Origin of the sequence: Paracidovorax oryzae ATCC 19882, from assembly GCF_000687165.1 — a bacterium.
Lineage (GTDB): Bacteria > Pseudomonadota > Gammaproteobacteria > Burkholderiales > Burkholderiaceae_C > Paracidovorax > Paracidovorax oryzae.
The window spans coordinates 164,217-184,147 of sequence record NZ_JMKU01000010.1; the positions used below are offsets into that span (position 1 = coordinate 164,217).

Consider the following 19,931-nt stretch of genomic DNA (forward strand, 5'->3'; position numbering starts at 1 on the left):
TCAATCCATCCGGATGTTGCGGTCCTTGATCAGCGCGCCCCAGCGCGCCATTTCCTTGTCCAGGTGCGTGGCCAGTTGCGCGGGCGTGCTGCCGATGGGCTCGGCGCCGATGGCGTCGAAGCGGGCCTTGGTGTCCGGCTGCTTCATCGCGTCCAGCAGGGCGGCGTTGATCTTCTGCACGATGGGCGCGGGCGTGCCGGCCGGGGCGAACACGGCGAACCAGGGCGAGACCTCGTAGCCGGGCACGCCGGCTTCGGCGATGGTCGGCACGCCCGGCAACGCGGCCGATCGCTTGGCGCTGGTGACGCCCAGGGCGCGCAGCTTGCCGGACTGAATGTGCGGGGCGGCGGAGGTGATGCTGTCGAACATCAGGTCCACCTGCCCGCCCAGCATGTCGGTCATGGCCGGGCCGCTGCCCTTGTAGGGCACGTGCAGCAGGTTGAGCCTGGCCATGGAGGCGAACACCTCGCCGGCCAGGTGGATGGAGGTGCCGTTGCCGGCCGATGCGTAGGTGAGCTTGCCGGGCTCGCGCTTGGCGTGCGCGATGACGTCGGCCACCGTCTTGTCGGGGCTGTTGGCGTTGACGACGAGCACGTTGGGCACGATGGCCAGCAGGCTGACGGGGGCGAAGTCCTTCACCGGGTCGTAGCTCAGCTTGGCGTAGAGCGCCTTGTTGGTGGCCATGCCGATGGAGGTGATCATGATCGTGTAGCCGTCGGCCGGCGACTTGGCGACGGCGTCCGCGCCGATGTTGCCGCCCGCGCCGGGGCGGTTCTCGATCACGAAGGGCTGGCCCAGGGTGCGGCCGGCACGTTCGCCCAGGGTGCGGGCGATGACGTCCATGGCGCCGCCGGGCGGGAACGGAACGACCCAGCGGACGGGCTTGGAGGGCCATGCGGCGGCGTCGGCCTGCTGTGCATGGGCCGGCGCGGGCAGCACGCCCGCCAGGGCGGCTGCAGCAATGGCGCCCGCTGCGAGGGCCAGGGCGCTGCGGCGCGTGGTGGTGTGGGCGAACGGCAGGGCCTGGGCGCGGGTGGATGGCATGGGACTTGTCTCCGGATTTATGGGGTGTGATGAAGGATGGATGGATGAAAGGACGGCGTGGGCGTCAGGCAGAGGGTGCGGCGGAGGTGGCCGCCGGGCGGCCCATGTCCACGTGCACGGGAGCGAGGCCTTCGCGGGCGCGGTCGAAGCGGTGCAGGGCCTCGGGCAGCACCTCCACCCCGAAGCCGGGGCCGTCGGGCAGCTGCAGCGCGAAGTCGCGCACGGCCATGGGCGTGGCGACGATGTCGTTGACCAGCAGTTGCGGGCCGAACAGCTCGCAGTTGTGGTGCGTGCCGGGCAGGGTGGCGAAGACGTGGGCCGATGCGGCGCTGCCCAGCGACGTTTCCAGCATGGTGCCGCCGTACCAGCCGATGTCCGCGGCCTCGGCCACGGCGGCCACGGCGCGGGTGCGCAGCAGGCCACCGTGCTTGGCCACCTTGAGCGAGAAGACATGGCAGGCGCCCTGCCGCGCCAGCAGCATGGCGTCCTGCGGCGTGCAGACGGTTTCGTCGGCCATCACCAGCGCGCCGGCGGGCAGACCGGCGGTGAGCTGGCGCAGGGCCTCCACGTTCCATTGCGCGACAGGCTGCTCGATCAGGCTCACGCCCGCATCGATGAGCTGGGGCACGTAGCGGCGCGCGGTGTTGCCGTCCCAGGCCTGGTTGATGTCCACCGTCATGTCGGCGCGCCCGTCCAGGCCGCGCGCGATGCGGGTGACATGGGCCACATCGTCCTGCGGGGCGCGCGCGCCGATCTTGAGCTTGAAGATGCGGTGGCGGCGCGCGGCCAGCATGCGCTCGGCCTCTTCCACGTCGCGCGCGGAATCGCCGCTGGCGAGCGTCCAGGCCAGCGGCAGGCTCTCGTGCCGCTTGCCGCCCAGCAGTTGCCAGGCGGGCAGGCCCAGGGAACGGGCCACGGCGTCGATGGCGGCCATTTCCACGGCGCTCTTGGCGAAGCGGTTGCCCTTGCAGACGGCGTCCATGCGCGACAGCAGTTGCTCGAAGCGGCCCGCGTCCTGCCCGGTCACGGCCGGGCCCAGGTACTGCGTGATGGCGTGCAGGATGGTCTCGGGCGACTCCTCGTTCCACGACGGGCCGCCGATGGTGGCGGCCTCGCCGAAGCCGCAGGCCCCGTCCGCCAGCCACAGCTGCACCACCACCGGGCTCTGGCGGTGGATGGCGCCGAAGGAGAACTTGTGCGGCCGGATGGTGGGGATGTCGAGGATGCGCGCCTCGATGCGCTCGATGCGCAGGCCGGCGGAAGAAATGGCGGTCATGGGCGCCACCTTATCCCGGAGAAAGCCTGCGATCCAATGGTATATATGACACGATTCATTCGACAGCATCGAACGATAATCCGGATCTTTCCGCGACCCTTTCCCCCCTTCACCAGGAGCCGCCATGGAACTGCGCCAGCTGCGCTATTTCCTGAGCGTGGCCGAGACCGAGCACCTCACGCAGTCGGCCGACGCGCTCTTCGTCACCCAGTCCACCCTGTCGCACGGCCTGCGGCAGCTGGAGGCCGAGCTGGGCCTGCCGCTGTTCGACCGGCTGGGGCGGGGGCTGAAGCTCTCGCAGGCCGGCATGGCGTTCCGCAGCCACGCGGCACGCGCGCTGCAGGAGCTGGAGGCCGGCCGCATGGCGCTGGCCGACATGGCGGGGCTGCAGGCGGGCACGCTCACCGTGGGCGTGATTCCCACCTTCCTCACGCACCTGGTGCCGGACGCGGTGGCCGCCTTCAGTGCGGATTACCCGGGCGTGCAGGTAGTGGTGCGCGACCTGCGCGGCGGCCCGATCGAAGAGCAGTTGATCGCCGGCCGGCTGGACGTGGGAATCTCCTTCCACCCCGCGCACCGCGAGGAGATCGAGGCCGAGCCGCTGTTCGAGGAGCGCCTGCAGCTGGTGGTGCACGCGGGCCACGCGCTGGCGCGCCGCCGCAGCCTGCGCATGCGCGAGTTGGCCGGCGTGCCGCTGGCGCTGCTGCCGCAGAGTTTCGCGACACGCCGCATGATCGACGCGGCCTTCGCCCAGGCCGGCGTGGCGCCCGTGGTGCGGGTGGAGATGGAATCGGTGGACGCGCTGCTGCACGCATGCCGCAGTGGCCCGCTGGCCACCATCGCGGCCGAGCGGGCAGCGGGCCAGGCCGGGCCGGGCATGCGCGCGATCACGCTGACCGAACCCGCCACCGTGCGCCGTGCGGGCGTGCTGTGGCGCCGGGGTGCATCGCGCAGCGCGGCGGCGCGGGAGTTCGTGGCGCGGTTGCGGCCGGTGGCGGGCACCCGCGCCGCTGCTGCTGTTGCCGCCACTCGGCAGGCAGCGTGCCGGACAATGCAGCAATGAACGACTCTCCCCTGCAGAAGACCGCCGAGGCATCGCCCGACAACCACGACGCACCCATCCAGGAAGCGCGCCTGTGGAGCGATGGCCGCTGGACGGCCGAAGTGATCAAGAACGAGGACGACGACGGCTGGGCCGTGGCCATGACGCTGCGCGGCGAATCCGAGCCGGCGCTGGTGGGCCCGTGGACGATGGGCCGCGACAAGAAGAACCCCAAGCCGCTGGACGTGGCGGCCTTCCACACGCTGGTCAAGACCGCCTCCGAGGTGCTGCGCCGCCACGAGCAGCAACTGCATGCGCAGTTGCACAAGGAGGTGGCCGTGGGTGCCGGGGCGGACCTCGTCCGGGTGGCGCTGCGCATCGTGCCGGACGAGGAATATCCGTATGCCGTGCTGACGGCGCACGACGCCGCAGGGCAGTTGCTGGGCGAGGCGCGCGTGGAGGCGAACTTCAAGCTCGGCCAGGCCAGCGCCCAGGCCTGGATCGAGAGCGATTATTCGTCCCGGGGACGGTAGGCGCTGCCGTGCGCGTCAGGACTCTGATGCGCCATGCGGTATGCCCTCGATCGGGCATTGCGGCGTGCCCACGGTGCCGCGCGTGACGGCCTCGGCCGTGCGGCGCGCGGCGCCCGGGTCGGTCACCCACTGGCGGTAGAAGCCGTAGGGGCAATCCGCCACGCCCTGGTCGCCCTCGCCCGAGTTCAGCAGGCCGGTGTAGCCCCGGTGCATCAGCTTGAACAGGTGGTTCTCGCTCTGGCCGTGGCGGCGGAAGTCACGGATCAGGTGCTTGGAGAGCGCGGCGTACTGCACGCCCATTTCCTCCTCGCCGCATTCGCCCAGCGTGCGGCCGTCGAAGCCGATCAGCGCGCTGTGGCCGAAGTAGCTGTACACGCCGTCGAAGCCGGCCGCATTGGCCACGGCCACGTAGCTGTTGTTGGCGAAGGCCATGGCCTTGCTCATCAGGATCTGCTGCTCCTTGGCCGGATACATGTAGCCCTGGCAGCGCACGATGAGTTCCGCGCCCTGCATGGCGCAGTCGCGCCAGATCTCGGGGTAGTTGCCGTCGTCGCAGATGATGAGGCTGATCTTCAGGCCCTTGGGGCCGTCGGTGACGTAGGTGCGGTCGCCCGGATACCAGCCCTCGATGGGCGTCCACGGCATGATCTTGCGGTACTTCTGCACGATCTCGCCCTGGTCGTTCATGAGGATGAGCGTGTTGTAGGGCACCTTGCGCGGGTGCTCCTCGTGCCGCTCGCCGGTGAGCGAGAACACGCCCCACACCTTGGCCTTGCGGCAGGCGGCGGCGAAGATCTCGGTCTCCTCGCCAGGGATGGTGGCGGCGGTATCCATCATCTCCTGCCGGTCGTACATGATGCCGTGGGTGCTGTATTCGGGGAAGATGACCAGGTCCATGCCCGGCAGGCCGGCCTTCATGCCGACCAGCATGCCGGCGATCCTGCGGGCGTTGTCCAGCACCTCGGCCCGGGTGTGCAGCCGGGGCATCTTGTAGTTGACGACCGCGACGCCGACGGTGTCGTCGCTGCTCGAAATATCGCCGTGGATCATGGCGCGGGCTCCTGGGAAAACGGTGAATCGATGACGAGAGAGAAGAAAAGGCCGTCCGTGCGCCGCGCTCAGTGGCTGATCATCCAGGGCCGTTTGGACGGAAAAGCCTTGGCGCCGTTGGCGGCGGTGACGGTGGCGCTGCGCTTCGCCCCACCTCCGCCGCCGCTGCAGCAGCCGCAGCCCGCGGGGTGGCGCAGCCGGCCGTAGCCGCCGGCGTCGGTGTCGCGCGAGGAGCGCGGCGCGTGGCGGGCGCGTTCGTTGGTGTCGTGGGCGCGGCGCTGGTCCGGGCCCAGGCAGGCCAGCCGCGGCGCGCTGGCGAACACGCGGGGCGACGGCGCGCCGCAGTCCGGGCAGGCGGCGGGCTCGTTGCGCTGGGCCAAGCTGCGCAGCGCGTCGAAGCCGCCGCAGTCCGCGCAGTGGTAGTCGTAGGTGGGCATCTGCGGCCTCCTCGTCTGTTCTTCGGTGCGCGCGCTCAGGCGAGGTCGGGCGACAGGGGCATGTCGATGCTGCCGTCCAGCATCTTCACGGGGCCGCTGGCGCTCGGGTTGATGTCGAAGTCGAAGATCTGCGTGGGCAGCCAGAGCGTGGCGCAGGCGTTGGGCACGTCCACCACACCGCTGATGTGGCCCTGCACCGGGGCCGTGCCGAGGATGGAATAGGCCTGCGCGCCGCTGTAGCCGAACTTCTTCAGGTATTCGATGGCGTTCAGGCAGGCCTGGCGGTAGGCCACGTTCACGTCCAGGTAGTACTGCTTGCCGGCCTCGTCCACCGAGATGCCCTCGAAGATCAGGTAGTCGTTGTAGGTGGGCACGATGGGGCTGGGCTTGAAGATCGGGTTCTTGATGCCGTACTTGGCCATGCCGCCCTTGATGAGCGTGACCTTCATATGCACCCAGCCCGCCATCTCGATCGCGCCGCAGAAGGTGATCTCGCCGTCGCCCTGGCTGAAGTGCAGGTCGCCCACGCTCAGGCCCGCGCCGTCCACATAGACCGGGAAATACACCTTCGCGCCGCGCGAGAGGTCCTTGATGTCGCAGTTGCCGCCGTGCTCGCGCGGCGGCACGGTGCGGGCGGCCTCGGCGGCGGCCCTGTCGCGCGCCTCGCCCTGCATGCGGCCCATGTGCGCGGTGCCGGGCGAAGGCGGGTTGGCCAGACCCGCGGTGGGGTCGCTGTCGATCAGCTGCTGCTCGCGGGCGTTCCACTGGTCGAGCATGGCCCGGTCGGGCAGGCAGCCGATCAGGCCGGGGTGGATCAGGCCCGCGAAGTTCACGCCGGGGATGTGGCGCGAGCTGGTGAACATGCCCTTGAAGTCCCAGATGGACTTCTGCGCCTCGGGGAAGTGCTCGGTCAGGAAGCCGCCGCCGTTCTTCTTGGAGAAGAAGCCGTTGAAGCCCCAGAGGCTGTCCTGCTTGGCGCCGATGTCCAGCAGGTCCACGACGAGCAGGTCGCCCGGCTCCGCGCCCTTCACGCCCACCGGGCCGGAGAGGTAGTGCACGGTGGTGAGGTCGATGTCGCGCACGTCGTCGGCGCTGTCGTTGTTCTTGATGAAGCCGCCAGTCCAGTCGAAGGTCTCCAGGATGAAGTCGTCGCCCGGGTTGACCCAGCAGGTCATCGGAATGTCCGGATGCCAGCGGTTGTGGATGTTCTCGTTCTCGGTGGGCGACTTCGTGAGGTCGACTTTGATGAGGGTGTCGGTCATGGCGGGCTCCTTGGGTTTGGATGGTGGTCAGACGGAGAGGTAGGACTTGATGCGCTGCTGGTCGGTGTCGGCGCGGGTGGTCTCGTGCACCAGGCGGCCGCCCTCGATGACGAAGAGCCGGTCCGCCACGTCCATCGCGAAGCTCAGCACCTGCTCGGACACGACGATGGTGAGCTGGCGCATCTTTCGGATCTCGTTGAGGGCCTTGGCGATGTCCTTGATGATCGAAGGCTGGATGCCCTCGGTGGGTTCGTCGAGCAGCAGCACCTTGGGGTCGGTGACGAGGGCGCGGGCGATGGCCAGTTGCTGCTGCTGGCCGCCGGAGAGGTTGCCGCCCTTGCGGCGGCGCATGTCCCAGAGCACGGGGAAGAGCGCGTAGATCTCGTCGGGGATGCGCTTGTCTTTGGCGTTTTCCAGGCCGGTCTGGATGTTCTCTTCCACGGTGAGGGTGGGGAAGATCATGCGGCCCTGGGGGACGTAGGCGATGCCCTTGGCGACGCGGCGAAAGCTCTCGTCGCGCGTGACGTCCTGGTCCGCGACGCGGATGCTGCCGCTTTTGGTGGGGAGCACGCCCATCAGGCTCTTGAACAGCGTGGTCTTGCCCATGCCGTTGCGACCCATGATGGCGACGGTTTCGTTGGCATGGCCTTCGAACGAGATGCCGTGCAGGGCCTCGCTCTGGCCGTAGGCGACGTGGAGGTCGGTGACTTTCAGCATGGGATCGCTCCTGGGGGGTGCTCTGGGGTGCTTGGTACGTCGTCGGCGCGGGTGTGCTTGCTCTGCGTTGTTTCAGTCGCCATCGCTGCAGAGTTCTTGATGTGCGGGATGGGCGCCCGGGCCGGGATCGCCGGGTGGCCCCTTCCGCGAATGTCCCCCGGCTTCGCCTCCTCCTTTATTTCGCTGCAGGGGCCACCCGGCACTCCCGGCCAGTTCACCGCTCTGCCTTGCCGGCCATGGAGAAGGCGCGGCGCTGTTTGCCCGTGGTGGTGGCATGCCCCGCGCAGCGAAATAAAGGAGGAGGCCGCAGGCCGGGGGACATTCGCGGAGCGGGGCATGCCGCCGCCACGGGCCACCCCGGAAGCACGCTGTGCGCAGCCCTCGTTCCGGCACCAGAGCAAACAGGACAACCGTCGTTCGCACCGCATGCTCAATGCCCCAGGTACACGTCGATGACCTTCGGATCGGCCTGCACCTTGTCCATCGGCCCCTCGGCCAGAATCTTTCCCTGGTGCATCACCGTCACCTTGTGCGCGATGCGCTTGACGAACTCCATGTCGTGCTCGATCACGATCACCGCGCGGTTGCGGCAGATGCGCTCCAGCAGCTCCGCCGTCAGCTCCCGTTCGCGTGCGCTCATTCCCGCGATCGGCTCGTCCAGCATCAGCAGCTCCGGCTCCTGCATCAGCAGCATGCCGATCTCCAGCCACTGCTTCTGCCCGTGCGATAGCAGGCCGGCCTCGGTCTCCAGGCGGCCGGCCAGGCCGATGTCCTCGGCCACGGCCTGCACGCGTTCCTTCACCGCGCTGGTGCAGCGGAAGGCCAGCGCGCCGAACACGGTGCGGCCCGTGGGATACGACACCTCCAGGTTCTGGAAGACCGACAGGTTCTCGTAGATGGACGGCGTCTGGAACTTGCGGCCGATGCCCAGGCGCACGCGTTGGTGCTCGGCCATGCGCGTCAGCTCCTCGTTCTTGAACTTGATGCTGCCGCCGGTGGCGCGCGTCTTGCCGCAGATGAGGTCCAGCAGCGTGGTCTTGCCCGCGCCGTTGGGGCCGATGATCACGCGCAGCTCGTTCTTGTCCACGTACAGCGTGAGGTTGTCGATGGCCTTGAAGCCGTCGAAGGAGACGGTGAGGTCTTCCACGGCGAGGGCGAAGTCGGTGTTGCTCATGGATGGGGCTCCTGCGCGGTGGTGGTGTTCAGACGCCCTGGTGGCGCGTGCCCTGGGGCAGCGGCGCGCCGGCGGGGGCGGCCAGGGCAGAGGGCTGCGGCTCGGCGGCTGGGGCCTGCGCGGGCCATGGCGCCGGCGAAGGCGCGGGCACGGCGGCGCGGCGCAGGGCCTCGCGGCGGCCCTTCCACCAGGGCACGATGCGCTCTTCCCACACGCCGGCCAGCCCCATCGGGAAGGCCATGGTCACGCCGATGAAGAGCGCCGCCATGAGGAACAGCCACAGGTCCGGAAAGCTCTCGGAAAAGTACGTCTTGCCCGCGTTGACCAGCAGCGCGCCATAGACCGCGCCCACCAGGCTCATGCGCCCGCCCACGGCGGCGTAGATCACCATCTCGATGGACGGCACGATGCCCACGAAGCTCGGCGACATGAAGCCCACCTGCAGCGTGAACAGCGCGCCGCCGATGCCCGAGAGCGCCGCCGCCAGGCAGAAGGTGAAGACCTTGAAATTGGCCACGTCGTAGCCCGAGAAGCGCACGCGGTCTTCCTTGTCGCGCATGGCCAGCAGCAGCGTGCCCAGCTTGCTCGTCTGGACGTAGCGGCACAGCACGATGGAGGCCACCAGCAGCACCACGCACACGTAGTAGAGGACGATCTTGGCGCTGTCGGTGCGCGTGTCCCAGCCCCAGAGGGTCTTGAGGTCGGTCATGCCGTTCACGCCGCCCGTGTAGCCCTGCTGGCCGATGATGAGCACTGTGCAGATCAGGGCCACGGCCTGCGTGATGATGGCGAAATACACGCCGCCCACGCGGCGCTTGAACATGGCGAAGCTGACGATCCAGGCCAGCAGCGTGGGCAGCACCACGACGGCCGCCAGCGCGAACGGCAGGCTCTTGAACGGCACCCAGAACGAGGGCAGCGCGGTGATCTGGTTCCAGTCCATGAAGTCCGGAATGCCGGGCGTGGACTGGATCTTGGTGCTGACCGGGTCGGAGGCTTCGAGCTTCAGGAACATCGCCATGGCGTAGCCGCCCAGGCCGAAGAACACGCCCTGCCCCAGGCTCAGCACGCCGCCGTAACCCCACACCATCACCAGGCCGATGGCGACGAAGGCGTAGGTGAGGTACTTGCCCACCAGGTTGAGGCGGAAGACGTCGAGGGCCAGCGGCAGGACCACGGCCAGCAGCACGGTGAGCAGCACCAGGCTGGCGAGCTGGTAGCGCTGGACCCAGGCTTTGAGGGCGTTCATGGGAGGACTCCGGTGGATGCGGACGGGAAGGAACGGCAGGGAGCGGCGCGTCAGCGGCGGACCTTGGAGGCGAACAGCCCCTGCGGCCGCACCATCAGGATCAGCACGATCAGCGAGAGCGTGATCACCTTGGCCATGGAGCCGGCCAGAAAGAATTCGGTGATCGACTGCGTCTGCGCGATGCCGAAGGCCGACACCACGGTGCCCAGCAGGCTGGCCGCGCCGCCGAAGGTGACCACCAGGAAGGCATCGACGATGTAGAGCGAGCCGGAAGTAGGCCCCGTGGAGCCGATGGTGGTGAAGGCCGCGCCCGCCACGCCGGCGATGCCGCAGCCGATGGCGAAGGTGAGGCGGTCGGTCTTCTTCGTGTCGATGCCGATGGCGTTGGCCATCACGCGGTTGCTCACGGTGGCGCGCACCCGCAGGCCCCAGCGGCTCTTGTGCAGCGCGATCAGCACGCCGGCCGTCACCACCACGGTGAGTGCCAGCACGAACAGGCCGTTGACGGGAATGTCCAGCCCCTCGGCCGGTGCCCAGGAGCCCATCAGCCAGTCCGGCAGCGTGGGGCTCACTTCCTTGGGGCCGATGAAGGTGCGGAAGCACTGCTGCAGCGCCAGGCTGATGCCCCAGGTGGCCAGCAGCGTGTCCAGCGGGCGCTTGTAGAGGTGGCGGATCAGCCCCCACTCCACCAGCCAGCCGGCGGCGAACGCGAGGCCGAAGGCGGCCACGATCGACAGCGGGAAGTAGAACGGCATGAAGCCGGGCGCGTACTGCGCCGTCAGCGTCGAGCCCAGGTAGATGGTGTAGGCGCCGATGGTCATGAACTCGCCGTGCGCCATGTTGATCACGCCCATCTGCCCGAAGATGATCGCCAGCCCCAAGCCCATGAGCAGCAGCACCGCGAACAGGCTCAGGCCCGCGAAGCCCTGCATCAGGCCGATGTTCATCATTTCGGAGAAAGTCATGGTGCAGCTCCTGCGTGCAAGCCCATCGGAAGAAATGGCGATTCGTGGGGTAATCGAGAACCGCAGTGGCAAGCCCGGGGGCACGGCGCCTGAAACTGGCGCGGCCCAAGGCGAGAGACACCGAGGAAGGGCCGCCCCGCACCGAAGGTGTCGCCCCCCTCCCGCGTAGCGAGAGAGGGGGGAGGCGCGCAGCGACTCAGGGGGTGCCTTACTGGTAGCCTTTAGGGAACGGATCGGGCTTGATCAGCTCGGGCGATTCGGACACCACCTTGAACGTGCCGTCCGGCAGCCCCTGGGCGATGCGCGATTTGCTCCAGAGGTGGTGGTTGGCGTCCACCTTCACGTAGCCTTCGGGCGCGGTCTTGAGTTCGATGCCGGGCGAGGCCGCCACCACCTTGTCCACGTCGAAGCTCTTGGCCTTCTCCACTGCGGCCTTCCAGAGCCAGGGGCCCAGGTAGCCGGCCTGCGTCACGTCGCCGATCACCGCATTGGGGCCGTACTTCGCCTTGAACGCGGCCACGAACTTCTTGTTGTTCTCGTTGTCCAGCGACTGGAAATACTTCATCGACGAGTAGAAGCCCGCGAAGTTCTCCCCACCCACGCCGGTCATCTCGTCTTCGGTGACCGACAGCGTCACCAGCAACTGCTTGTCGCCCGTGATGCCGGCCGCCTTGAGCGCCTTGTAGAAGGCCACGTTGGAGCCGCCCACCACCGCCACGAAGATGCAGTCGGGCTTCTGCACCTTGATCTTGTTCATCAGCGAGCCGAAGTTGGTGCTGCCCAGCGGGTAGTACTCCTCGCCGACGACCTTGCCCTTCTGGAAGTTCTCGATGTGCTTGCGCGCGATCTTCATCGAGGTGCGCGGCCAGATGTAGTCGGAGCCGATCAGGAAGAAAGTCTTGGCCTTCTTCTCCTTCTGCGCCCAGTCCAGGCTGTAGAGGATCTGCTGCGTGGCTTCCTGGCCCGTGTAGATCACGTTCTTCGACTGCTCCAGGCCCTCGTAGAAGGTGGGGTAGTACAGCAGGCCGTTCTCCTTCTCGAAGATCGGCAGCACGGCCTTGCGCGAGGCGCTGGTCCAGCAGCCGAACACGGCCGCGCAGTGGTCGTTGATGAGCAGCTTCTTGGCCTTCTCCGCGAAAGTGGGCCAGTCGGAGGCGCCGTCTTCCTTGATGACCTTGATCTTGCGGCCCAGCACGCCGCCCATGGCGTTGATCTGGTCGATGGCGAGTTGCTCGGCCTGGATGGAGCCCGTCTCCGAAATCGCCATCGTGCCCGTGGCCGAATGCAGCTGGCCCACCGTCACTTCGGTGTCGGTCACGGCCAGCTTGGTCGTGTTGACCTGCGCGGTGGGCTGGGCATGGCCCCAGGCCGGCAGGCCGGCGATGGACGCGGCGCCCATGGCCTGCAGCAGGCGGCGGCGGCCCGCGTCGGCGCTGGCCAGGGGGGACGAAACGTTCCGGGGGTCGAGGGGATGCTTCATGAAGGCGCTCCTTGCGTCTGGCGGGTGGATGGCGGCGGTGGTGTCGTACCGGATGGACGACAGGTGCCGCGCTGGAATGAAGGTTAGGGAGAACCCTGCGAAGCGCCCATACGTCAATTAACGTAGGGGGCCTGCGTACGGCGCCGCCCGCGACGCACCAAGAACGTTTCTTGCATGCGGTCCGGGCATGGCCGCCCACCCCACCGCCACCCCTGCCGATGCCCCCGCCGCGACGCAGACGATCTTCCGCTTCCGGCGCGAATACAACGCCTGGGTGGCCGACGAGTCGATGGAGGACTACGCGCTGCGCTACACGCCCAAGGGCTTCCGGCGCTGGAGCGAATTCCGCGTGGCGAACACCGCGTTCGGCTCGCTCTCGTTCCTGGCGCTGGAGGCCATCGGCGGCGCGGTCGCGCTCAACTACGGCTTCGCCAACGCGATGTGGGCGATCCTCGCGGTGGGCGTGCTGATCTTCCTCACGGGCCTGCCGATCGCCTACTGCGCTGCGCGCTACGGTCTGGACATGGACCTGCTCACGCGCGGCGCGGGCTTCGGCTACCTGGGCTCGACCATCACCTCGCTGATCTACGCGGTGTTCACCTTCATCTTCTTCGCGCTGGAGGCGGCCATCATGGCGCTCGCCCTGCAGCTGGTGGTGGACTGGCCGCTGCAGTGGTGCTATGTGCTCTCGTCCCTCGTCATCCTGCCGCTCGCCATGCGCGGCATCACGCTGATCTCGCGCCTGCAGGCCTGGACGCAGCCGCTGTGGCTCTTCCTGCTGCTGCTGCCTTTCGTGTGGATCGCGCTCGCGCAGCCGCAGCTCTACCGCGACTTCGCCAGCCTCTCGGGCCTCAAGAGCGGCAGCAGCCAGTTCGATCCGCTCATGTTCGGTGCGGCCTGCGCGGTGATCTTCTCGCTGGTGGTGCAGATCGGCGAGCAGGTGGACTTCCTGCGCTTTCTGCCCGAGCGCACCGCCGCCAACCGCTGGCGCTGGTGGGGCGCGGTGCTGGTGGCCGGGCCCGGCTGGATCGCCATGGGCATGCTCAAGATGGCGGGCGGCGCCTTCCTCGCGTTCGCGGCGCTGCAGTTCGAGGTCGGCGTGCACCGTGCGGCCGAGCCCACGCAGATGTTCCTGGCCGGCTTCCAGCAGGTGATGCAGTCCCTCGGCCTGCCGGGCATGGCGGTGGCCGTGACGGTGCTGTTCGTGGTGGTCTCGCAGATCAAGATCAACCTGACGAATGCGTATGCGGGCTCGCTGGCCTGGTCCAACTTCTTCGCGCGCGTCACCCGCAGCCATCCGGGGCGCGTGGTGTGGCTGGTGTTCAACGTGGGCATCGCCACGCTGCTGATGACGCTGGGCGTGTTCGGCGCGCTGGAGAAGGTGCTGGCGGTGTACAGCAACGTGGCCATCGCCTGGGTGGGCGCGCTGGTGGCCGACCTGGTCATCAACAAGCCGCTGGGCCTGTCGCCGCGGGGCATCGAGTTCCGCCGCGCGCACCTGTACGACTTCAACCCCGTCGGCCTGGGCGCCATGGTGCTGGCCGCGGCCGTGGCCTGCTGCGCCTATGCCGGCCTGCTGGGCGAGGCCGCGGCGGCGTTCTCGCCCTTCATCGCCCTGGCCCTGTCGATGGCGCTCGCGCCGCTGTTCGCGTGGTGGACCGGCGGGCGCTACTACCTGGCCCGGCAGCCCGCCACCGGCTGGGCGCCGGGCGAGCTGGTGCGCTGCGCCGTCTGCGAGAACCGTTTCGAATCCGAGGACATGGCCCGCTGCCCCGCCTATGGCGCCGCCATCTGCTCGCTGTGCTGCTCACTCGAATCGCGCTGCCACGACCGCTGCAAGACCGGTTCGCGCGCAGCCGACCAGTTGCGCACCCTGGCCGCGCTGCTGCTGCCACGCGCCTGGGCCGCGAAGATGAACTTCCGGCTGGGCCAGTACCTGATGGTGTTCGCCTCGCTCTGCGCGGTGGTCGCCTTCCTGGTGGGCGTCGTGTATGTGCAGGAAGGGCTGGAGACACCCGCGCAGTTCCTGCGCACGCCCTTCCTCAAGGTCTATGCCCTGCTGGCCCTGCTCGCGGCCGTGTGCGCGTGGTGGGTGGTGCTCAGCACCGACAGCCGGCGCATGGCGCAGGACGAATCCGAGCGCCAGACCCAGCTGCTGCTGCAGGAGATCGAGGCGCACAAGCGCACCGACGCCGAGCTGCAGGCCGCGCGCGACCGCGCTGAGGCCGCCAACATGGCCAAGACCCGCTACGTGGCGGGCATGACGCACGAGCTGCGCTCGCCGCTCAACAGCATCCTGGGCTACACCCAGATCCTGCAGAAGGCGCCGCCGGATGCGCACGCGCTGCGCGACGCGCTCTCCACGATCGAGCGCAGCGGCCGGCACATGCATGCGCTGATCGACGACTCGCTCGAACTCGCCCGCATCGAGGCCGGCCGGCTGCGCCAGGCCGTCGCGCCGCTGCCGCTGGCCGAGCTGGTGCGCGACGTGGAAGGCATGCTGCGGCCACAGGCCGAGGCCAGGGGGCTGGCCTTCGCCGTGGAGGTGCTGGGCACCATGCCCGCATGGATCCGCGCGGATGCCAAACGACTGCGGCAGATCCTGATCAACCTGCTCTCCAACGCGGTGCGCTTCACCCGGCAGGGCGAAGTGCGGCTGCGCCTGGACTTCCGCGCCCACGTCGCGCGCATCGAGGTGATCGACACCGGCATCGGCATCGAGCCGCAGGACCTGGAGCGCATCTTCCTGCCGTTCGAGCGCGGCAGCGCCGGCCGCCGCGCCAGCGAGCCCGGCACCGGCCTGGGCCTGACCATCACCCACCTGCTGACCGAGCTCATGGGCGGGCAGCTCAGCGTGCGCAGCACCGTGGGCGAGGGCAGCACCTTCACCGCGCGCCTGTACCTGCCCGCCGCCGCGCCCGACCCGGCCTGGCAGCCCGCCCAGGCCGCCGCGCTGCGGCCCGTGGTGGGCTACCGGCCGCCGCGCCGCACCCTGCTGGTGGTGGACGACCAGCCGCTGCAGCGCCAGCTGCTCGCGGGCCTGCTGGTGCCGCTGGGCTTCGACGTGCGCGAAGCCGCGAGCGGGCGCGAATGCCTGGAGATCGTGCGCCAGTCGCCCCCGGACCTGGTGCTGCTCGACATCAGCATGGACGACCTGGACGGCTGGCAGACCGCCGCACTGCTGCGCGAGCGCCTGCCGGCTGCGGAGCTGCCCATCGTCTTCGTCTCGGCCAACCAGTTCGACAACGACGGCGCGCGCGTGGCCGCCCATGGGTGCCAGGGCTTCGTGGGCAAGCCGGTGGTGGAATCGGAGCTGCTGCAGGCCCTGCAGTCCGCGCTCGGGCTGCAGTGGCTGCACGATCCGGCGCCGGAAGCTGCCCCCGCGGGCCCCGGCGCCCCGCCGGAGCAGGCCGGTGCCGCGGCGGCATCCGCAGGCCCGCTGCCGGAGCCGCTGCGCGAGGCGCTGCACCACCTGGCCCGCACCGGCCAGGCCACCGCGCTGCGCTCCCACCTGCACGCGGCGCGCAACGAACACCTCCTCCATGCCGCGCAGCTGGAATCGCTGCAGGACGCCGCCGACCGGCTGGACTTCGACCGGCTCACCCGGCTGCTGCGCGCCCCCGAAGACGACACCGATGATGAACCCGCCCGACCCTGATCCCGCCTCCGCATCCCTGTCCCGCGCCGTGGCGCAGCGCGCCATCCTCGTGGTGGACGACGACATCGCCACCCTGCGCATGCTCGGCGATGCGCTGGCCGCCGAAGGCTACGCCGTGCTGGCCGCGCGCGATGCCGACGAGGCGCTCGAGCGCTTCGACCTGGCCGTGCCCGACGGCGTGCTGCTGGACGCCGTCATGCCCGGCACCGACGGCTTCACGCTCTGCGCCCGCATCAAGGCCACGCCGCCCTGGTCGCACGTGCCCATCGTGTTCATGACCGGCCTGTCGGAAACCGACCAGATCGTGCGCGGCTTCGCGGCCGGCGGGGTGGACTACGTGGTCAAGCCCCTGCGCCTGCCCGAGGTGCTGGCCCGGCTGGCCACGCACGTCGCCAACGCCCGCGCCGCCCGGCTGGCGCGCGAGGCGGTAGACGTGGCCGGCATGGGCGTGGTGGTGCTGGATGGGCAGGACCGCATCGCCTGGCGCTCGCCCCAGGCCACGCGCTGGCTGGAGGCCGCTTTCGCCGCCGAACCCGCGCCGGGCCCCGCCATGGCGCGCTGGCTGACCCAGGCGCAGCAGGCGGGCGAAGGCGCCACCGGGCTGGAGCCTGGCCAGCGCCTCCTGGCGCGTCCGCTCGGCGCCAGCGGGCTGGGCGAGACCATGCTGCTGCTGTCGGTGCAGGCCGCCGGCGAGGCACCCGCGACGCGCCTGCCCCGCGTGGACCTGACCCCGCGCGAGACCGAGGTGCTGTCCTGGATCGCCAAGGGCAAGACCAACCGCGACATCGCCGACATCCTGGGCATGAGCCCGCGCACGGTGAACAAGCACCTGGAGCACATCTTCGAGAAGCTCGGCGTGGAGACGCGCACCGCGGCGGCCGCCCTGGCAGGGCAGTGGCTCCAGGAATGACGCCGGATCAGCCCCGCGCCGAGGCCGGCAGGCCGAACACCCGGTCGAAGAGCCAGTTGAAGACGAAGGTATAGCCCAGGAAGAACAGCAGCAGGCCCAGGTCCATCACCAGCGCCTGCCAGAGGGTCACGTCGAACCACCAGGCAAAGAGCGGCACCAGGATGAGCGCCAGCCCGCCCTCGAAGCCGATCGCATGGGCCACGCGGCGCGCCACGCTGCGGCCGCGTACCGCCTGCCGCGACTCCCAGCGCTCGAACGCCCAGTTGAAGCCGACGTTCCAGACGATGGCGATCACCGAGCACGCCACCGCCACGGCGCTGGAATGGCCGGCGCCCTGCCCCGTCAGCATGGCCAGGCCGGCGGTCGCGAAGGCGATGGCGATCAGTTCGTAGAGCGAGACATAGACCACGCGGCGCCAGGGGCCCTGCAGGCCCGGGGCTTCACGTGCGCCAGCGGATGCGGAGACGGCGGCGGAAGAGGAGGATGGCACGGACATGCGTCGCACTTTATGTGTGCCACGCTGATACATAAAGTCAGCTTGTTTCAGTTTTTCTGATAGAACGACGGCATGGCATTTTCTTCCGACAGCGTGAACGTATTCCTGGCAGTGCTGGACAACGGCTCGTTCTCGGCCGCCGCCCGGGCACTCTCGCGCGTACCCTCGGCCGTGAGCATGACCATCGCCCACCTGGAGGCCGAGCTGGACGTGCAGCTCTTCGACCGCAGCGGGCGCGAGCCGCGCCCCACCCCCGCCGCCCGCGCGCTGGAGCCCCAGGCCCGGCTGCTGGGCGCGCAGTTGCGCCAGCTCAATGCGCAGGCCCTGGCGCTCACCCAGGGGCTGGAAGAGCGCCTGACGATCGCCATCGCGCCCGAACTGCTGGCCGGCCCCTGGACCGAGGCGCTGGCCGCGCTCACTGCCGAGTACCCCCAGCTGCAGGCGGAGGTGCTGGCCGCACCGCAGGCCGACGCCATGGCGCTGCTGCACGCGGGCCGCGCCCAGCTGGCGCTGGTGTTCGAGCGCTCCAGCCTGGATGGACGGGAAGGTTTCCAGGAAGTGGGCAGCGAGACGCTGGTGGCGGTCATCGCGCCGCAGCATCCGGTCATGCAGGCCTCCGCCGGCGCGCCGCTGAGCGAAGTCCACCTGACCACCACGCGCCAGATCGTCGTGGCCGGGCGCGATCTCGCGCAGACCGATCCGCGCTTCGTGTTCGCGCGCCACCACTGGCGCACCGACAACCACCTGGCCGCGCTCAGCCTCATCGAGGCCGGCCTGGGCTGGGGCTGGCAGCCGCGCGAACTGGTGGACCCGCGCATCCAGGCCGGCTCGCTGGTGGAAATGCCGTTCGACAACCTCTCCAACGGCGTGGAGCTGTGGGTGGATGTGGTCTGGTCCAGGGAGCGGCCACAGGGCCTGGGCGCGCGGCGTTTCGTGGAGCGGCTGCGGCAGTCCGCCCAGGCTCCTGCAGGCCGCGGCAGCGGAGGTGATACAGGCTTGCAGAAATTACATCCGGCAAAACAAAGCCGCGGACGAGCGTCCTAGACTGGCGCGTCTCCATTCCACGGATGGGCCCATGCCTGCGCCGCAGAAAATCAATTACCAACACACCGGCCCCTATGACCGGGTCGTTTTCCAGGAACAATTCACCCAGCAGTTCGGCACCAGCGGCAGGTACAACGCCGCAGCCATTCCCGACATGCTGTCCCTGCTGGGCATGATCGAGCGCGACACGGCCATCAACGACGTGCGCCAGGCTGCCTACATGCTCGCGACCGTGATGTGGGAAACCACCTCTCCGGTCACCGTCACCAAGGTGGCGACGAACAAGAAGGGGCTGCCGCTGGTGGACAAGCACGGGCAGCCCGTCGTCCTCAAGCAGAAGAAGTGGCTGATGACCATGGCCCCCGTGGCCGAGATCGGCCACGGCAAGGGACGGCAGTACCACGAACCCGTCAAGGTCAAGCTGCTGCCGGATGGCGGGGCGCGCATCACCGAGCAGGACGGCGACCAGTTCTCGGTCACGGCGGCCGGGGACATCTCCCCGCTCACCAAGGGTGCCAAGATGGGCACCAAGGACGACGGCGCCGCCACCAAGTCCTACGACTCCGACGACGGCATCGAGCAGGCCTATTACGGGCGCGGCTACGTGCAGCTGACCTGGTGGTCCAACTACGCCAAGGCAGGCGTCGCGCTCGGCCGGGGGCTGGGGCTGCTGACGGACCCGGAGCAGGTCAAGACGCCCGAGACCGCCTATGCACTGATGTCCTACGGCATGCGCACGGGCGGCATCTTCGCGAACGGGCGCAAGTTCTCGCTCTACTTCTCGGGGGACGCGACCGATTACGTGTCGGCCCGGAAAATGGTCAACGGAAGCGACCACGCCGAAGACATCGCCAAGATCGCCCGGAAGTTCGAGGCGGTCCTGCTGAAGGCCCGGCCGAACGCCATCACCACACCCGCCGCCCCCAAGCCATGACACGCTGCACTGCCCCGAAGACCCTGCGCGGCCCGATGACGGCCCGCGTCCTCCATGCCCTGCTGTGGCTGGGTGCCTGCCAGTTCGCGGCCGCCGCGATGCCGCCCGACACGACCACGCGCTGCGGCTGGTTCGACAACCCGACGCCGGGCAACGCGACCCTGGTGGACAAGGACGGGGAATGGACCATCGGCATGCAGGGAGGCCACCAGGCCGAAGGCGACTGGCCGACGTTCCCCAAGTCGCGCTGGGTGGCGACCGGCACCGGCAGCGCGGGCTACGGCTGCGCCTGCCTGAAAGTCAGCGCCCGCGCCGATACGCAGGAAGTGACGCACATCTTCTCGTCACGCACCCAGCCCTTGTCGGTCTGCCGCAAGGACAAGGCGCTGACGGGCAAGGAGCCGGAGAACCCGCTCAAGTAAGTCCGGCGGCCGGGTTACTGACTTGGTAGATGGCCGCATGGGCTGAGCAGCGCCACAAAAAAAGCGCGACCAATGGCTGACAACTCACTGATCTGCCGCCGCGAGGGCTGCGGCACACCCGTCCAGATCTCCGACGCGGGCGCCGTCCACCGGCTCATGCTCAAGCTGCGGCAGCTCTACGTGCAATCCACAGGCGGCCGATGAAGCTACCCAATACTGGGCAGGCGTCGCCACCCAG

General features: G+C 69.1%; 19 protein-coding genes. 8 read left to right on the plus strand and 11 right to left on the minus strand.

Annotation, left to right across the window (positions count from 1 at the left end):
• On the minus strand, window positions 1–1,044 hold the full coding sequence (locus tag T336_RS0110405; protein ID WP_051647116.1) for a tripartite tricarboxylate transporter substrate binding protein: 1,044 nt from the start codon (window positions 1,042–1,044) through the stop codon (window positions 1–3).
• 64 nt (window positions 1,045–1,108) lie between these two features.
• Window positions 1,109–2,320: a muconate/chloromuconate family cycloisomerase gene (locus T336_RS0110410; RefSeq protein ID WP_026432489.1), complete on the minus strand. Its 1,212-nt coding sequence runs from the start codon at window positions 2,318–2,320 to the stop codon at window positions 1,109–1,111.
• Window positions 2,321–2,444: 124 nt separating this feature from the next.
• Between T336_RS0110410 and cynR the strand changes: the two genes are divergently transcribed.
• Window positions 2,445–3,383, plus strand: coding sequence for a transcriptional regulator CynR (gene cynR / locus T336_RS0110415; protein WP_026432490.1), 939 nt, complete (start codon window positions 2,445–2,447; stop codon window positions 3,381–3,383).
• Window positions 3,380–3,895, plus strand: a complete 516-nt coding sequence (locus T336_RS0110420; protein WP_026432491.1) for a hypothetical protein — start codon at window positions 3,380–3,382, stop codon at window positions 3,893–3,895. Before cynR ends, T336_RS0110420 begins: the two co-directional genes overlap by 4 nt.
• Window positions 3,896–3,910: 15 nt before the next feature.
• Here the strand turns inward: T336_RS0110420 and T336_RS0110425 are convergent, their stop codons facing one another.
• From T336_RS0110425 to urtA, 8 genes are all read right to left on the minus strand, one after another.
• On the minus strand, window positions 3,911–4,945 hold the full coding sequence (locus T336_RS0110425) for an aliphatic amidase (protein WP_026432492.1): 1,035 nt from the start codon (window positions 4,943–4,945) through the stop codon (window positions 3,911–3,913).
• A gap of 68 nt (window positions 4,946–5,013) precedes the next feature.
• Window positions 5,014–5,382, minus strand: a complete 369-nt coding sequence (locus T336_RS0110430; RefSeq protein WP_026432493.1) for an FmdB family zinc ribbon protein — start codon at window positions 5,380–5,382, stop codon at window positions 5,014–5,016.
• Window positions 5,383–5,417: 35 nt separating this feature from the next.
• On the minus strand, window positions 5,418–6,644 hold the full coding sequence (gene fmdA, locus T336_RS0110435; RefSeq protein ID WP_026432494.1) for a formamidase: 1,227 nt from the start codon (window positions 6,642–6,644) through the stop codon (window positions 5,418–5,420).
• Window positions 6,645–6,671: 27 nt separating this feature from the next.
• Window positions 6,672–7,361, minus strand: coding sequence for an urea ABC transporter ATP-binding subunit UrtE (gene urtE / locus T336_RS0110440; protein ID WP_026432495.1), 690 nt, complete (start codon window positions 7,359–7,361; stop codon window positions 6,672–6,674).
• A 430-nt stretch (window positions 7,362–7,791) separates the two neighbouring features.
• The gene (urtD, locus tag T336_RS0110445) at window positions 7,792–8,535 is read right to left on the minus strand and encodes an urea ABC transporter ATP-binding protein UrtD (protein WP_026432496.1); all 744 of its coding nucleotides are present in this window, start codon (window positions 8,533–8,535) and stop codon (window positions 7,792–7,794) included.
• A gap of 28 nt (window positions 8,536–8,563) precedes the next feature.
• Complete coding sequence (gene urtC / locus T336_RS0110450) at window positions 8,564–9,784, minus strand: urea ABC transporter permease subunit UrtC (protein WP_026432497.1); 1,221 nt, start codon at window positions 9,782–9,784, stop codon at window positions 8,564–8,566.
• Window positions 9,785–9,834: 50 nt separating this feature from the next.
• Entirely contained in the window at window positions 9,835–10,749 is a 915-nt protein-coding gene (gene urtB, locus T336_RS0110455; protein ID WP_026432498.1) for an urea ABC transporter permease subunit UrtB, read from the minus strand.
• 208 nt (window positions 10,750–10,957) lie between these two features.
• The gene (urtA, locus tag T336_RS0110460) at window positions 10,958–12,229 is read right to left on the minus strand and encodes an urea ABC transporter substrate-binding protein (protein ID WP_013592748.1); all 1,272 of its coding nucleotides are present in this window, start codon (window positions 12,227–12,229) and stop codon (window positions 10,958–10,960) included.
• 187 nt (window positions 12,230–12,416) lie between these two features.
• On the opposite strand from urtA, the gene T336_RS0110465 reads away from it, so the two are divergent.
• Together T336_RS0110465 and T336_RS0110470 are read left to right on the plus strand one after the other, a co-directional pair.
• Window positions 12,417–15,887: a hybrid sensor histidine kinase/response regulator gene (locus tag T336_RS0110465; RefSeq protein ID WP_026432499.1), complete on the plus strand. Its 3,471-nt coding sequence runs from the start codon at window positions 12,417–12,419 to the stop codon at window positions 15,885–15,887.
• Complete coding sequence (locus T336_RS0110470; protein WP_026432500.1) at window positions 15,868–16,797, plus strand: response regulator transcription factor; 930 nt, start codon at window positions 15,868–15,870, stop codon at window positions 16,795–16,797. The genes T336_RS0110465 and T336_RS0110470 overlap by 20 nt, the downstream gene beginning before the upstream one ends.
• A gap of 7 nt (window positions 16,798–16,804) precedes the next feature.
• Here the strand turns inward: T336_RS0110470 and T336_RS0110475 are convergent, their stop codons facing one another.
• Window positions 16,805–17,227: a PACE efflux transporter gene (locus T336_RS0110475; protein ID WP_026432501.1), complete on the minus strand. Its 423-nt coding sequence runs from the start codon at window positions 17,225–17,227 to the stop codon at window positions 16,805–16,807.
• A gap of 138 nt (window positions 17,228–17,365) precedes the next feature.
• On the opposite strand from T336_RS0110475, the gene T336_RS0110480 reads away from it, so the two are divergent.
• The 4 genes from T336_RS0110480 to T336_RS27505 all read left to right on the plus strand — a co-directional run bounded on the left by T336_RS0110480 (window position 17,366) and on the right by T336_RS27505 (window position 19,897).
• Window positions 17,366–18,337, plus strand: a complete 972-nt coding sequence (locus T336_RS0110480) for a LysR family transcriptional regulator (RefSeq protein ID WP_026432502.1) — start codon at window positions 17,366–17,368, stop codon at window positions 18,335–18,337.
• 31 nt (window positions 18,338–18,368) lie between these two features.
• The gene (locus T336_RS0110485; protein ID WP_026432503.1) at window positions 18,369–19,271 is read left to right on the plus strand and encodes a glycoside hydrolase; all 903 of its coding nucleotides are present in this window, start codon (window positions 18,369–18,371) and stop codon (window positions 19,269–19,271) included.
• Complete coding sequence (locus T336_RS0110490; protein ID WP_019701059.1) at window positions 19,268–19,693, plus strand: DUF4087 domain-containing protein; 426 nt, start codon at window positions 19,268–19,270, stop codon at window positions 19,691–19,693. The genes T336_RS0110485 and T336_RS0110490 overlap by 4 nt, the downstream gene beginning before the upstream one ends.
• Before the next feature lie 72 nt (window positions 19,694–19,765).
• Complete coding sequence (locus T336_RS27505) at window positions 19,766–19,897, plus strand: hypothetical protein (RefSeq protein WP_019701058.1); 132 nt, start codon at window positions 19,766–19,768, stop codon at window positions 19,895–19,897.
• Window positions 19,898–19,931 lie beyond the last annotated feature (34 nt).

Excerpts from the sequence above, each read along its gene's own strand:
- T336_RS0110405 (WP_051647116.1), bottom strand. The coding sequence starts at position 1,044 with ATGCCATCCACCCGCGCCCAGGCCCTGCCGTTCGCCCACACCACCACG.
- T336_RS0110410 (WP_026432489.1), bottom strand. The coding sequence starts at position 2,320 with ATGACCGCCATTTCTTCCGCCGGCCTGCGCATCGAGCGCATCGAGGCG.
- cynR (WP_026432490.1), top strand. The coding sequence starts at position 2,445 with ATGGAACTGCGCCAGCTGCGCTATTTCCTGAGCGTGGCCGAGACCGAG.
- T336_RS0110420 (WP_026432491.1), top strand. The coding sequence starts at position 3,380 with ATGAACGACTCTCCCCTGCAGAAGACCGCCGAGGCATCGCCCGACAAC.
- T336_RS0110425 (WP_026432492.1), bottom strand. The coding sequence starts at position 4,945 with ATGATCCACGGCGATATTTCGAGCAGCGACGACACCGTCGGCGTCGCG.
- T336_RS0110430 (WP_026432493.1), bottom strand. The coding sequence starts at position 5,382 with ATGCCCACCTACGACTACCACTGCGCGGACTGCGGCGGCTTCGACGCG.
- fmdA (WP_026432494.1), bottom strand. The coding sequence starts at position 6,644 with ATGACCGACACCCTCATCAAAGTCGACCTCACGAAGTCGCCCACCGAG.
- urtE (WP_026432495.1), bottom strand. The coding sequence starts at position 7,361 with ATGCTGAAAGTCACCGACCTCCACGTCGCCTACGGCCAGAGCGAGGCC.
- urtD (WP_026432496.1), bottom strand. The coding sequence starts at position 8,535 with ATGAGCAACACCGACTTCGCCCTCGCCGTGGAAGACCTCACCGTCTCC.
- urtC (WP_026432497.1), bottom strand. The coding sequence starts at position 9,784 with ATGAACGCCCTCAAAGCCTGGGTCCAGCGCTACCAGCTCGCCAGCCTG.
- urtB (WP_026432498.1), bottom strand. The coding sequence starts at position 10,749 with ATGACTTTCTCCGAAATGATGAACATCGGCCTGATGCAGGGCTTCGCG.
- urtA (WP_013592748.1), bottom strand. The coding sequence starts at position 12,229 with ATGAAGCATCCCCTCGACCCCCGGAACGTTTCGTCCCCCCTGGCCAGC.
- T336_RS0110465 (WP_026432499.1), top strand. The coding sequence starts at position 12,417 with ATGGCCGCCCACCCCACCGCCACCCCTGCCGATGCCCCCGCCGCGACG.
- T336_RS0110470 (WP_026432500.1), top strand. The coding sequence starts at position 15,868 with ATGAACCCGCCCGACCCTGATCCCGCCTCCGCATCCCTGTCCCGCGCC.
- T336_RS0110480 (WP_026432502.1), top strand. The coding sequence starts at position 17,366 with ATGGCATTTTCTTCCGACAGCGTGAACGTATTCCTGGCAGTGCTGGAC.
- T336_RS0110485 (WP_026432503.1), top strand. The coding sequence starts at position 18,369 with ATGCCTGCGCCGCAGAAAATCAATTACCAACACACCGGCCCCTATGAC.
- T336_RS0110490 (WP_019701059.1), top strand. The coding sequence starts at position 19,268 with ATGACACGCTGCACTGCCCCGAAGACCCTGCGCGGCCCGATGACGGCC.
- T336_RS27505 (WP_019701058.1), top strand. The coding sequence starts at position 19,766 with ATGGCTGACAACTCACTGATCTGCCGCCGCGAGGGCTGCGGCACACCC.